12 protein-coding genes are annotated in these 13,080 nt (G+C 47.7%); 8 read left to right on the top strand and 4 right to left on the bottom strand.

The features are described 5' to 3' along the window. Window positions 1-22: 22 nt before the first annotated feature. Window positions 23-2,281, bottom strand: a complete 2,259-nt coding sequence (locus AC5YBX_RS07620; protein WP_494524691.1) for an ABC transporter permease subunit — start codon at window positions 2,279-2,281, stop codon at window positions 23-25. A 183-nt stretch (window positions 2,282-2,464) separates the two neighbouring features. On the opposite strand from AC5YBX_RS07620, the gene AC5YBX_RS07615 reads away from it, so the two are divergent. Both AC5YBX_RS07615 and AC5YBX_RS07610 read left to right on the top strand, forming a co-directional pair. After that, window positions 2,465-2,962 (top strand): glycine cleavage system transcriptional repressor, encoded by a 498-nt coding sequence (locus AC5YBX_RS07615; protein WP_494524690.1) that lies wholly within the window; start codon window positions 2,465-2,467, stop codon window positions 2,960-2,962. 182 nt (window positions 2,963-3,144) lie between these two features. Beyond that, window positions 3,145-3,966 carry a DUF2797 domain-containing protein gene (locus tag AC5YBX_RS07610; RefSeq protein ID WP_494521632.1) on the top strand — a complete coding sequence of 274 codons (822 nt, stop codon included), beginning with the start codon at window positions 3,145-3,147 and terminating at the stop codon, window positions 3,964-3,966. A gap of 86 nt (window positions 3,967-4,052) precedes the next feature. Here AC5YBX_RS07610 and AC5YBX_RS07605 read toward each other — a convergent pair whose 3' ends face one another. Further along, window positions 4,053-4,643: a DUF4136 domain-containing protein gene (locus AC5YBX_RS07605; protein WP_494519348.1), complete on the bottom strand. Its 591-nt coding sequence runs from the start codon at window positions 4,641-4,643 to the stop codon at window positions 4,053-4,055. A 352-nt stretch (window positions 4,644-4,995) separates the two neighbouring features. Between AC5YBX_RS07605 and AC5YBX_RS07600 the strand changes: the two genes are divergently transcribed. From AC5YBX_RS07600 to AC5YBX_RS07585, 4 genes are all read left to right on the top strand, one after another. Further along, window positions 4,996-5,589, top strand: a complete 594-nt coding sequence (locus tag AC5YBX_RS07600) for a LysE family translocator (protein WP_494519349.1) — start codon at window positions 4,996-4,998, stop codon at window positions 5,587-5,589. Between the two features lie 115 nt (window positions 5,590-5,704). After that, the gene (locus tag AC5YBX_RS07595; RefSeq protein ID WP_494521633.1) at window positions 5,705-6,220 is read left to right on the top strand and encodes a DUF1415 domain-containing protein; all 516 of its coding nucleotides are present in this window, start codon (window positions 5,705-5,707) and stop codon (window positions 6,218-6,220) included. A gap of 39 nt (window positions 6,221-6,259) precedes the next feature. Next, on the top strand, window positions 6,260-7,003 hold the full coding sequence (locus tag AC5YBX_RS07590) for a ribonuclease H family protein (RefSeq protein ID WP_494519350.1): 744 nt from the start codon (window positions 6,260-6,262) through the stop codon (window positions 7,001-7,003). A gap of 113 nt (window positions 7,004-7,116) precedes the next feature. Next, a complete protein-coding gene (locus tag AC5YBX_RS07585; RefSeq protein WP_494524689.1) occupies window positions 7,117-7,770 on the top strand; it encodes a cupin domain-containing protein in 654 nt (217 codons plus the stop codon). Between the two features lie 20 nt (window positions 7,771-7,790). On the opposite strand, the gene AC5YBX_RS07580 is transcribed toward AC5YBX_RS07585, so the two are convergent. After that, the gene (locus AC5YBX_RS07580; RefSeq protein WP_494519352.1) at window positions 7,791-8,837 is read right to left on the bottom strand and encodes an NAD(P)H-dependent flavin oxidoreductase; all 1,047 of its coding nucleotides are present in this window, start codon (window positions 8,835-8,837) and stop codon (window positions 7,791-7,793) included. A gap of 323 nt (window positions 8,838-9,160) precedes the next feature. Continuing rightward, window positions 9,161-9,574 carry a nucleoside diphosphate kinase regulator gene (gene rnk / locus AC5YBX_RS07575; RefSeq protein WP_494519353.1) on the bottom strand — a complete coding sequence of 138 codons (414 nt, stop codon included), beginning with the start codon at window positions 9,572-9,574 and terminating at the stop codon, window positions 9,161-9,163. Window positions 9,575-10,382: 808 nt separating this feature from the next. On the opposite strand from rnk, the gene AC5YBX_RS07570 reads away from it, so the two are divergent. Together AC5YBX_RS07570 and AC5YBX_RS07565 are read left to right on the top strand one after the other, a co-directional pair. Then, complete coding sequence (locus tag AC5YBX_RS07570; protein WP_494524688.1) at window positions 10,383-12,299, top strand: methyl-accepting chemotaxis protein; 1,917 nt, start codon at window positions 10,383-10,385, stop codon at window positions 12,297-12,299. A gap of 290 nt (window positions 12,300-12,589) precedes the next feature. After that, window positions 12,590-13,024, top strand: coding sequence for a hypothetical protein (locus AC5YBX_RS07565; RefSeq protein WP_494524687.1), 435 nt, complete (start codon window positions 12,590-12,592; stop codon window positions 13,022-13,024). The last annotated feature ends 56 nt before the right edge of the window (window positions 13,025-13,080 follow it).

The following is a 13,080-nucleotide window of genomic DNA, read 5'->3' as shown; positions in this document are numbered from 1 at the left end:
GTCGAAAACATACTGGCCTCCACTACAATGAGCTGTAGCGTTCACGTAAACGCTGTCTCACCACTTCAGCAATGGTGTTAACTAAGAAGGTAAAGATAAACAGCACGAACGCCGCCAAGAACAGCACTCGATAATGGGAGCTACCAATGGCAGATTCTGGCATCTCGACCGCGATATTGGCTGCCAAGGTGCGCATGCCTTCAAATACACTCCACTCCATAATGGCCGTATTACCCGTGGCCATGAGTACTATCATGGTTTCGCCGACAGCGCGCCCAAGCCCCATCATCACCGCAGAGAAAATACCTGGGCTGGCGGTTAATAACACCACTCGAGTTAGGGTTTGCCAGTTAGTTGCCCCCAGTGCCAAACTACCGTTTGACAGATGGCGCGGCACAGAGAACACCGCATCTTCGGCAATAGAGAAAATGGTTGGGATCACCGCAAAGCCCATGGCAATACCGACCACCAAGGCATTACGTTGATCGAAAGTGATCCCCAGCTCGTTAGTGATAAACATGCGCGAATCACCGCCAAAGAAGGCCTGCTCAACCACGGGACTGATGTAAAATGAAAACCAACCGATAAACACGATAACCGGTAACAGCATGAGCTCTTGATAGGTCTCTGGCAGGCGTTGTTTCCAGCGCCCAGGCAACTGATGCCAAGCAAAAGCGGTGAGCAAAATGCTGCAGGGCAGCAGCACCAGTAACAGCAAGAGCCCTGGGAGATTATCTTCAATTAACGGCGCCAACCATAAACCCGCTAAGAAACCCAAAATCACCGTAGGTAAGGCCTCCATGATCTCAATGGTGGGCTTTACCACGGCACGCACCTTTGGCGACATGAAGTATGCGGTATAGATAGCGCCTGCAATAGCAAGCGGCGTGGCGAACAGCATGGCATATAAGGCCGCTTTCATGGTGCCAAATGCCAAGGGCATTAGGCTTAGTTTAGCTTCAAAATCATCTGATCCCGAAGTCGACTGCCATACATATTGCGGCTCAGGATACCCCTCATACCACACCTTGTCCCACATGGCGCTCCACGACACCTCTGGATGACTATTGTCCACGGCAAACAAGTGTAATTGCCCGCCCGCCTCGACCACTAAGGCATTGGAGCGCGGGCTAAAGCCCATCACGCCAGGTTGCTTAAGATCAAAGCGTTGGGAAAATAGCTTACGTTGACTGGTGGTATATAAGAGGTTTAATTCGCCTGAGTCGCTAATAGTGGCAAAACTTTTACGATAAAACTCGCTAGCGATACGCTTAACACCCGCCTGATTGCTAAATTGGCGGATCTCTTGATACTGGCGGCCTTTGTCACCATTAACCTGAAAATACTGCAATATCAAGCCATTATCATAACTGACCAATACCGAACTGGCACCTGCCAGCAAGGAGACATCGGTCACCTTGGTTTTGGCTCGCTCCAATTCAATCACCTGCATTAAGGTGATCGCTTCTGCATCGCGAATATCATAGACAAATAGCCGATTACCCGAACGCAGCAGTAACTGGCGTTGATCTGGCGTCATTAACTGCTGCTGCACTTGCACTGGCGCATCACTTATCACGCTGGAGGTCGCTGTCCATTCCACCTCCTCGGTCATCATGTTCTCTTCGCCCTCTTGGCGTGAAAGAAACCATTGACCCGCGTCGCTGCGATAGGCAAAGCTCATTCTATCGCTTGAGTAAGCAAAAGTGAGCTGATTGAGCGCCACATCCCCATCGGCCACTTGCAGTGAAGGTTGCCCTAACGGAAAACTGATATTCGGGGTAATGAGTCGCTGGTTATCTGGATAGGTCACGCCAAACTGAATATCGGCGATGATCACCCGGCCATTTGATAAGCCATATGCGAAGCGTTGCTGGCTAGGAAAGGCGGTGGCACTGCTGACAATGCGTGCATCGGAGGGGATCTCTATGCTACTGGTTTCAATCAGCTGACCTGAAGTTGCACGATAAAACTGCACTTCACCTTGACTGGTGACCCGATAGATAATTTCATTTTGCTCATCGCTGCCCACCATCAAGGTGGCGACATCGGGTTTATCGAGCTGAGCGGTCATAACCGGCGTCACATCGGCGCCATCAAAAATCGGCTTCACTACATACAGCAGATAAAAGAAGATCAACAGCAAGGCCACAAACACCATGATGCCGCCAAGCGTTACTCCTATTTGGGTGAGCTTATCTTGCCAAGCTCGTCGATTAGAGCCCCTTCCCATCAACAGTTTTGCTGTAGTAGAACCAGGTTGAGTTACCTGAGTTTCCATTAAGAACCTCGTTTATGTTTGTTCTGTAGAGTTTTCACTGGGATTGTTGTTACACCTATGTTAACAATAGTCAAACATCCACATCCCATTGCTGACGGTCGAGATTATATGACGTCAAGATGACATTATTGTTACAGCGACACAATGGCATCGATATTAACCAACTTACGGAGTTTTAGCGAAATGTTACGATACCTAGTTACCCTGCAAGTAGCCGATAAACAAGGCTTAGTTGAACAGATAGCTCATATCGTTAGCCGACACGGTGGCCATTGGCTCGACTCAGAGCTGCGCCATATCGATGGCTTATTTGCCGCTATCTTGTTACTGGAGGTCCCCGCTGCCAACTGGGAGACCTTGCTCGAGAACCTCGAATGTATCGATGGTTTGAGTCTGACCTATGCCAAAACCCGCCACAAACAGCCTCATACTCGCTACCAAGGCTATTCACTGGTGGCCTACGACAGACCCGGACTTGTGCACCAAATATCTAATAAGATTAGTGAATTAGGACTCAACATTGAGCGATTATCGACTCAATATGAGAGCGCTAGTCACACCGGTGTGGCACTCTTTCGGGCTAACTTTAGCCTAAATATTCCTAATGATGATATTGAACAACAACTGCGTTTGGCGCTGTACACTATCGGCGATGACGTGGTGCTCGATATCAACGCCTAAGCTGTAGCAGGACTAAGGCACCGATTGTTAATTCATCATCTGCAAGCGGCGCATTAACAATCGGTAAAACCAATCAAAAACATTGCCAGCAATCTGATATAATCCGGTGTCATCGCGATGCTTACTCGCACTTTTTAGCTATTTTTTATTTTATATCGGACTCCATGATGCCAAATGCCCCAATCAGCGGAAACATCCGCAAGATGCGTTCTGCGCTCGATAACCAAGGTCAAGTGCAATACCAGTTGCCACTGTCTGACCAACTTATCGAGATGAATCCGCTTATCGGCCGTCAAGTCACCCTTACTCACACGGGCCATATTTACTGCAGTCATTGCAGCAAAAAAACCAAGAAGAGTTATTCACAAGGCCATTGTTTCGTCTGCATGAAAAAGCTGGCTAGCTGCGATATGTGTATTATGAAACCGGAAACCTGCCATTTTGCACAAGGCACCTGCCGCGAGCCGCAGTGGGGTGAAGATAACTGCTTCGTACCGCACTATGTGTATTTATCTAATACCTCGGGCCTTAAAGTGGGTATTACCCGCCATACCCAATTGCCGACCCGCTGGATAGATCAGGGTGCCACCCAAGGTTTGCCTATTCTAAAAGTCTCTACACGACAACTTTCAGGCCTTATCGAAGTTGAACTGGCTAAAATGATCAATGATAAAACCAATTGGCGCACTATGCTTAAAGGCAATGCCGAGCCACTCGATTTAGTTGAACAGGCAAAAGTGTTACTGCCGCACATCGAAAAACGTATTCATGAACTGTCGATGGAGCATGGGGAGTACGCTATCGAGCAACTCGATGAAGCGATCCTTGCTATTGAGTATCCAGTAAGCGAGTTTCCAACAAAAATCGCCTCTCATAACTTCGATAAAAATCCAATCGTGACAGGTAAACTGATGGGAATTAAGGGTCAATATCTGATTTTCGATACTGGGGTCATTAACCTACGCAAGTTTACCTCCTATGAGATAAGCCTCTGTGCCGATTAACGGCTTTGGTAACGCCACAGCTAACCATTAGTCGATGGTTTTTCCTAGCGATTATAGTTAACTAAATCGCTGTCAACAGAGAACGATTATCGCTGTGGCATACTGGCTAGCATCTTGGCGACCACTCGATCGAGTCTTTGATTATCTTGTTTAGGCGCAATGGATGGCCTTTGGGATAATTCAGTAAAGCCTTGTGCCAATACGCGCCAACTCGGCACGGCGTCCTCACCAGAAAACACCAGCAGTAACACTGAGCCTTTGGCATACTGCCCCATATCTATGCCCTGCTCTGAAACCCCAGGTACTAGGCCAACCTTATTTAAGATCTCTGCATCGGACATGCTGTCACCGAGGGCAACACCAAATCCGATCAATAGCTGAGCAGGCTCTCCAGCGGGCACATAACGATAACCTTTCGCTTGCATCGCCGACTGTATCGCAGAGCTCATCTGTTTTTGAACCGCCTCAATGGAAGACTCTTCATCGACTCGTACCTTGGCAAATTGAGGATGTAAGCCGAACGTTTGCTGCCCACGGCCGAGAAAATCCAGCTCACCCGTCGCCACTATGGTGATTCTATCTTCTGGCGCTGTCGCCGTTTGGAACTCGGGCGCATCATGCACTGTGCAGGCGGATATACTGAGTATCAGCAAAAATGGCATTAATATTTTACTCATCGCATCAATTTCCTTGTTGTTAACGTTTGCTAGTATAACCGATTAAAATTGAACCAATACTGACACTAAGTCATTACTCTCAGTTTGTAGATCAATTAGTTATCATACAATCATTTATCTTCGGCTAACATGCTATCGCAATAATGTCTACCTCATGCAATATATGATTGTAATTTTTCGACCGTCATTTAGTGCTACCCGTTGACCATTTCGATATTCAAATTGACAACGACTCCCTTAAATTACAGTTAGTTACAAAAGCAATTACCTATATAAATATTTTACTGGTCAGGAAGATAAATGTCGGCGATCATACTTTGTTAATTATCGCGTTGAAGAGATTGAAGGATTAATGGAACTGATTTTTGCCATTGCGCTGTTTGCGTTTTCATCTGGTATTACCCCAGGGCCTAATAACATCATGTTGATGTCTTCAGGAGTCAACTTTGGTATCAAACCCAGTTTGCCTCATCTTGCGGGGATCTGCATTGGGTTTCCTGCCATGGTGCTGGCGATAGGCCTAGGCTTAAGCACCCTATTTCAAAGTTACCCCATACTGCATGTCGCTATAAAATATATTGGCATCACCTACTTACTCTATCTTGCCTGGCTGATTGCTAATAGCAGCAGTAAGATGGAGGGCAAACACACTAGTCGACCACTCAGTTTTATCCAGGCCGCGGCTTTTCAGTGGGTTAACCCTAAGGGCTGGATCATGGCAGTGGGCGCGGTAGCCACCTTTACCACCCTAGAGCAACCGCTCACAGGTCAAGTCCTCACCATTGCCTCGGTTTTTTTAAGCGTGGCCTTTCCCTGTGCCATCGTCTGGTTAGGCTTTGGGGTTGCTTTAAAACGGTTACTAAAAAACCAACGGCAACAAAAAGCGTTTAACATCACCATGGCACTCTTGCTTGTGCTGTCTATCATCCCTATGATCGCGCCTTAATTCTCCCCAACGATTGCGCCGTCATAGGCTTAGGGGATATTGATAATAATGGAGACACTAGGTGACACTGCAACGACCAGCAACCGATGACTTTACCCAGGCCATAGCCACCGAGATGCAGCATTGGGTCGAACGGGTCATCATGAAATACAATATCTGCCCATTTGCCCGCCAAGAGGTGTTGGCCGATACCATACGTTACCAAGTCGTGGAAAACCGCCAACTCGATGAAGTGCTCAACGCCTTAATCGATGAATGCCAACTTCTCGATGCCCATAGCGAGATAGAAACCACGCTACTGATCTTACCGCGCGGATTTGAAGGGTTTTACCTTTATCTGGATTTGGTCGACATGGCCAATGATCTGCTTATTGAGCAAGGCTATGAGGGGATGTATCAACTGGCCAGCTTTCATCCAGATTACTGTTTCGATGGCGAGCCACAAGATAGTGCGGCCAACTACACTAACCGCGCCCCTTATCCGACACTGCATATTATTCGTGAAGCGAGCATGGAACAGGCGCTGGCCACTTATGCTGATCCGGAGTCGATCCCCGAGCGTAATATCGCCTTTGCCGAACGTAAAGGCACTGAATTTTTCGTCAAACTCTTGCGAGACTGCAAGCAATAATACTCACAACGACTGGCACAACTTTAAGACGAGATAAACATGGCAACAAAATATTATGTGGTTTGGGCAGGACGAGAAACCGGTATTTTTACCAGCTGGCCTCAAACCAAAGCCTTAGTCGATGGTTTTGCAGGCGCCCGCTATAAGTCCTTTAAGACCGAAGCCGAAGCCAAAGCCGCTTTTGCTAAAGGTGGCGTCAGTGCCCGCCCTAGCCCATCGGCTAACAAGCCGAAAAGCCAAGCCACTGCCAGCGCGGCCCCAGACAGTGATGTGGATATCTATACCGATGGCGGCTGTGAGCCCAATCCCGGCAAAGCGGGATCTGGGCTAGCACTGTATCGACAAGGTGAACTTGCCGAGCTGTGGTACGGTTTATATAACCCTAAGGGGACCAATAACACCGCCGAATTAAATGCCTTGCAGCAAGCACTGCTGATGGCAAAAACCGAACTTGCACGCGGTAACAGCGTTCATATTCACAGTGACTCTCAATATGCCTTAAATTGCATCACCAATTGGGCTTATGGCTGGAAAGCCAAAGGCTGGAAGCGCAAAACCGCAGGCGACATTGCTAATTTAGAGATAATCCAACAGGCTCACGCACTGTATGATGAGCTCAAAACTGCGCTAAAAATATCCCATGTTGCCGCCCACGTGGGCATTGAAGGCAATGAACTCGCCGATCGCATGTCTATCTATGCTATCGATAAACAAGATCGCGACTTTAGCCGCTACCCCGCGCCATTTTCGCTCGATGAGATACTGGCACTGCGCGCCGGTTAATCGACATATTACGCGCAATAAAATCGCGCTAATCTCGGTCTACCATTGGCTATATTCCGTATTAGCCCATATGGGCTAACACACAGCACATCAATGAGTTGGAGAATAACAATATGTTCAACATGGATTTCACTCAGCGGTTGGCTATCGACACCCAAGAGCAAGACTGGCAAGCAAGCCCAGCCAAAGGGGTATGGCGTAAGCCACTTGAGCGAAAAGCCAAGGAGTCTGGGCACACCACCAGCATAGTCAAATATGAGGCGGGCTCGGCGTTTACCACTCATGCTCACCCACTGGGTGAAGAGATTTTAGTACTTGAAGGTGTGTTTTCTGATGAGCACGGCGACTACCCTGCCGGCAGTTACATCCGTAACCCTCCCGGCAGCCAACACGCCCCCTTTAGCCAGCAAGGTTGCACCTTATTGGTTAAGCTTAATCAATTTGCTCCACATGACAGCAGCACTGTGCGCATCGACACCCGAAATACTCCTTGGCGACAAGGCATAGGTGGCCTTCAAGTCATGGGCTTACATCAGTTTGAACATGAGCATGTGGCCTTAGTCAAATGGCCTGCGGGCGAGCGCTTTCAACCCCATCGCCATTTTGGTGGCGAGGAGATCCTAGTGCTCTCGGGTGAGTTTCGTGATGAATTTGGGGTATATCCAGCCCATACTTGGCTGCGCAGCCCGCACATGAGCGAACACTTCCCCTACGTTGAACAAGAAACCATCATTTGGGTTAAAACCGGCCACCTGCCAGTGAGATAGCTGCGCCTACACAGGTTTGCTTATTGTATTTTCCCCGCTAGAGACAGGGTCAGCTCGCTGGCACAAATGGCGTGGCAAGCTTGGCTATTTTGCCCACACCACAAGGGTGAAAAATCACTGTTATGTTGTTTTTCTGCCGCTTGTCTCAATTGAGTCAACTCAATCGCAGCATAGGGGAAATCTGGTGCGTGTGGGCTAATGTAGCCCAATTCTCGCATCAGGCGATTAACAATGCCTCGCGCCGGGCGCCCTGAAAACACATTGGTAATGGCAGTATGCATAGCGGCATCACTCGTGATTGCGGCGCGGTGCAGCGGCGATGTAGTGGCTTGGTTCGTCAACAGATAAGCCGTGCCCACTTGCACCCCGACCGCCCCCAAGGTGAGTGCGGCTTTAACCCCTTGGTGACAGCCTATCCCTCCTGCGGCGATCACAGGCACCTGGACTTGACTCGCCAATTGCGGCACCAACGCCGCCAGCCCCATTTGGGTTGACACATCACGGGTTAAGAACATGCCACGGTGGCCGCCAGCCTCAAAGCCTTGGGCAATGATGGCATCGGCACCATGGGCTTCGAGCCAAAGCGCCTCTTTAAGTGTGGTCGCCGACGAGAGCACCTTAGTGCCCCAACTTTTAACCCGTTTAAGCAGTGTTGGCTCAGGCAAACCAAAATGAAAGCTAATAATGGGCGGATTAAATGCTTCAATCGCATCGGCCATCTCATGGCTAAAAGGAACACGACTGGCACCATGAGGCTGGCTTTCACATTCGATGCCCAGCTCATTAAAAAAAGGAGCTAATTGTACCTGCCAGTTGGCGTGTTGCTGCGCGTCATAGGCTTGCACCTGATGACAAAAAAAGTTGAGATTAAAGGGGTTAGCTGTGGCGCGCGTAATGGTATTGATTTCATCTATCACCTGTTCGGGCGTCAACATCCCGCAGGGTAAGGAACCTAAGCCGCCAGCATCACTAACCGCTATCGCCAATGCACTGCCCTGCACTCCCGCCATCGGCGCTTGAATAATCGGCAGTTCAATACCCAAAAGTGATTCCATTTGATGCTCCATAAGCGACATCCTTTGTAGGCTATGGTTGTAGTTATACCTTTTTGATAACACCACTGCTTTACCGGCGAGCGAGTACGCCAAAGCTGATGTTCAAAGCAGAGTTAATCTTCGCTGCAGTCAACTTATTAAGAGTTGCATGATTTGATAGAGAGTGTAATAAAAAATGAGCCCAACATTCAACTCATCCAATGCATAACCTATTAAATAAAAAAGGTTATTTTGCAATAAGTAACATTGAGCTCACGATAAAACAGCAAAAGGGTCTGAATGCGGCTTAAATTAGCCTTATTCGGCGTAGCCTTAAACGGATTCAGTAATAAATGTTATAAATGATATTCACCCGCTCGCTCTGGCTGATACTCAACCGCAATGATTTTAACCTCTAGCTGACCGCCACCGGGCTTAGGCCACTCAATTTCATCGCCTTCTTTTAAGCCCAGCAGCGCACTGCCCACTGGAGCTAAAATCGAAATTTGGCCTACATCGCCAGTATGGTTTTGAGGGTAAACCAAGGTCAATGAAAACTCTTTATTCGATGAGGCCACTTTAAAGCGCACGGTCGAATTCATGGTCACTATGTTAGCTGGCATCTGCTCAGGAGGCAGGATCTCTGCGCGCTCAAGCTCAGCCATTAAATCATCAATTTCGGCACAGTACTGACCATCTAACGCATCAATCATTTTTTCTAATCGAGCTAAGTCGATAGAAGATACTGTAATATTTGGCTTTTTACTCATAACTAATTTACCTAACCTGTATAAATTCATTATCACTAACGCATCGCCATCAAGGCATGCGATTAGGCTCAAACACGTTCACTGTAACGCAGCGCTGAGCCGATTTTCTCACCTTTGGAACTTATGATTAAACGGTGTCAATCATAAGTCCCGTTATTCATACCAGACATGACAAACATGCCTCCCTCGACGACCAACAGAACGATGTAGGCCAGACATTGGCCGACCATCATCATGGCAACAAAGCCCAAAATAGGCAACGACTAAAAATGTTAGCCTCGGCTTCATAAAACAATAAGGTTTAAAACAAAAAACTCAATATTTCATACCGATAAAATCTATGGTTACACGATATTCACTTATTAGCACGCCAACCTCATTTCCCCCTTGGTCATGAGTATTGGTCCATAGTGATATATAGCCATTAGCTTGGATCGGCAGCGTAGATGCAAGACACGTCACAATTGTAACAATTGTGAGCGAATTACTTATTGGATGAAGTAAAACTATTGCGATTAACCGCGAGCAAATTAGCGCCAAGTTGCTAAAAGTTAAATGTAAACATGCTAATTGTAATCAACTTAATACGGCTGTTTGTATTTAAGAAAAATACCCTGTTCTAGCTCAAGGTTACCCTAAAATTGTCGATATTATATATTCAAGACGATTAAAGGCTGCAAGTGTCACGGTGACACCTGCTCAAATAAAATCCAACAGACATAGAGAAAGGACTTCGCCATGTTTAGTTATATATTCATTTAATTTGTCATCATTAAAGATGACAAATTAAATAGTCAAGGGGCTATAAGTGTTTAGAAATTTATCCATTGGAACTCGCCTAGCAGGCGGGTTTACCAGTTTAGTAGCACTCACGGTCGCCATTATGGCGATATTTTATTTAAGCAACTCTAATCAATTGATTTCAGAGGCTGAAAAACGGGAAATGGAGAGCCTTTACGGTGCCGCCAGCTCACAAATTAACACTCAGGCGCTGTTTGCCGAAGCCATGAGTGCGATTGTGGCTAATCAACCGTCGGTAAAACAAGCCTTTGCAGAGGGCAACCGCGCTGAGCTTACCCGTGAACTTAAGCCCGTTTTTGATGTACTAAATCAGCACTACGGTGTAGCGCAATTTCAATTCCATACCGCCCCAGCGACCTCTTATTTACGCTTACATAAACTAGACAAATACGGTGACGATCTATCCAGTCTGCGCGAGACGATTGTGGAAGTGAATCGATCACGTCAACCTGTCAGAGGCATGGACGGTGGCGTGGCTGGTATTGGTATTCGCGGCTTAGTGCCAATGAACTATCAAGGGCAACATACAGGATCTGTTGAGTTTGGCCTTAACCTATCTCAAGAGTTCGCTAGCCGTTTTAGCCAAGCATTTGGTAGCAATGTGGACATTGCGATTCATGCCGTCAGCAATGGTAGCACCAAAGTATTAGCTTCGACCATTAATGGGCAATCCTTTGTTAGCCAAGATGCCATCTTAGCGGCGTGGAATGGCCAAACCGTTATTAGCCAAAATAATAGTCAAAGCCGACCATGGGCAACACTGGTCAGAAATATTAACGATTTTTCTGGCAAGCCTATCGCCGTTGTTGAAATCGCTATGGATAGAAGCTTTTATGCTGATTCTACCAGTAATACGCGCAACTTCGTCATCATCATGGCTATTGTTGCCATTGGCTTTGCGGTATTCATTGCTTATAGCTTGTCACAAACCATTATTAAACCGTTACGTTTGACCGTGACAACCTTGCAAGATATTGCCGAGGGTGAAGGCGATCTGACCCGCAGGCTTGACGAGAGTGGCCAAGATGAATTGAGTGATTTAGCCAAAGGCTACAATGTGTTTATCGCAAAAATTCAAGAACTGGTGCAGCAAGTTGCCGACTCGACAAATCAAATGGCCGCCGCCACAGAAGAGTTATCGGCAGTGGCTGGAGAGACCCGCCAAGGTGTCGTGACCCAGCGTGACCAAACCACTCAAGTGGCCACCGCCATGACCGAAATGGCCGCCTCGATACAAGAGATAGCCGGTAATACCCATAACGCCGCGACCAATGCACAATCGACCACAGAAATCGCCTTAGAGGGCAATCGCACAGTTGGGCGCAGTGTCGATGCGATTAATTCACTCGCGGCAGAAGTCGAGCAAGCCTCGCAAACTATTCGCGATCTGCAAGTGCAAAGTAGCAGTATTGAACAAGTCCTTGAGGTGATCCGTAATATTGCCGAACAAACCAACCTACTCGCCCTCAACGCCGCGATTGAAGCCGCGCGCGCGGGTGAAGCGGGCCGAGGATTCGCCGTGGTGGCCGATGAAGTGCGCAACCTAGCCCAGCGCACGCAGCAATCGACCGGTGAAATCGAGCAGATGGTCGCAGGTATTCAAAGCGGTACTCAAGAAGCGGTTAATGTTATGCAGCGTAGCAGCCAGAAGAGTAATGATGCCGTCGCTGAAATTGCGGGTACCCAAAGCACACTTAACGAGATCAACCGCTCGGTCGAAGTGATCCACGACATGAATATTCAAGTGTCGGCCGCCGTTGAGCAGCAATCATTAGCCGCTGAAGAGGTCAACCGCAGCATCACCACCATTAGTGATATTGCTGAGCAAAGCGGCCAATCGGTGGAACAAACCGCACTGGCTTGTGATGATCTTGCTAGGCTTGCAGCGGGATTACAGGTGTTAGTCGCGCGTTTTCGCGTGTAACTGCAGTTCCTAGCGAGATAAACTCACTCCGTTTGGTATCAACTTAACGGAGTGAGTCAATTCACCGTCAGAGAGCTTATTTTTTACCGCCCCCCCCCCCACATTTAAACAATCCACCTTGCATCACGCAGCCAAGGTCATCGGCTTAAGCTTTGCCCCACTAGCGATTTAAGCCTGCCCGCGATGAAGACGTTACATCTAGTACTCAGCAGCCAAAAAATCATACTAAAACCCTGTCGCAATAACATTTAAAGATAGGTGTCAGGCTTGCCCTATGAGACAATCACGCCATGAAAATTTACCGTAAATTACATAAAGCGCCTTTTAGAGTATTTCACATCTTTCGACGCCGATTCGGCCTGCGTTTAAAACGCGACATGCTGGTGCTGAAAGATGCGCTGTCACAAGAAAAACAGGAAACCAAAGAGATGTTGGTGACCTACAAACGCTACACTCGTAAACAGGCCAATAAAGAAGAGTTGAAGCTAGCCAACAAGCAGTTAGCCGATCTCATCAAGGGGCTGGGCTTAGGCGTATTTGCCGTGTTACCTTTTGCGCCAATCACTATCCCCATAGTGGTTAAACTGGCTAAGGTGGTAGGCGTTGAGATTCTACCGAGCTCTTTCAATAACTTATCAGAGCGAAAAGCCCAGCTTAATCGTGTGGCCCAACAGCATAAACGTGATATCCACGTCGTAGAAAAAACCAGCAATAACCCGCAGTAACTCACCCGCCACATTCACCTTGTGGCGCTAGCGTGATAATCTTAATTGATTTTTTG

It is taken from the genome of Shewanella sp. 492 (genome assembly GCF_059338445.1).
The sequence above is the reverse complement of the archived record's forward strand: the minus strand, read 5'-3'. Positions and strand labels throughout refer to the sequence as shown.

Excerpts from the sequence above, each read along its gene's own strand:
- AC5YBX_RS07585 (WP_494524689.1), top strand. The coding sequence starts at position 7,117 with ATGTTCAACATGGATTTCACTCAGCGGTTGGCTATCGACACCCAAGAG.
- rnk (WP_494519353.1), bottom strand. The coding sequence starts at position 9,574 with ATGAGTAAAAAGCCAAATATTACAGTATCTTCTATCGACTTAGCTCGA.
- AC5YBX_RS07590 (WP_494519350.1), top strand. The coding sequence starts at position 6,260 with ATGGCAACAAAATATTATGTGGTTTGGGCAGGACGAGAAACCGGTATT.
- AC5YBX_RS07605 (WP_494519348.1), bottom strand. The coding sequence starts at position 4,643 with ATGAGTAAAATATTAATGCCATTTTTGCTGATACTCAGTATATCCGCC.
- AC5YBX_RS07565 (WP_494524687.1), top strand. The coding sequence starts at position 12,590 with ATGAAAATTTACCGTAAATTACATAAAGCGCCTTTTAGAGTATTTCAC.
- AC5YBX_RS07615 (WP_494524690.1), top strand. The coding sequence starts at position 2,465 with ATGTTACGATACCTAGTTACCCTGCAAGTAGCCGATAAACAAGGCTTA.
- AC5YBX_RS07600 (WP_494519349.1), top strand. The coding sequence starts at position 4,996 with ATGGAACTGATTTTTGCCATTGCGCTGTTTGCGTTTTCATCTGGTATT.
- AC5YBX_RS07595 (WP_494521633.1), top strand. The coding sequence starts at position 5,705 with ATGCAGCATTGGGTCGAACGGGTCATCATGAAATACAATATCTGCCCA.
- AC5YBX_RS07580 (WP_494519352.1), bottom strand. The coding sequence starts at position 8,837 with ATGGAGCATCAAATGGAATCACTTTTGGGTATTGAACTGCCGATTATT.
- AC5YBX_RS07620 (WP_494524691.1), bottom strand. The coding sequence starts at position 2,281 with ATGGAAACTCAGGTAACTCAACCTGGTTCTACTACAGCAAAACTGTTG.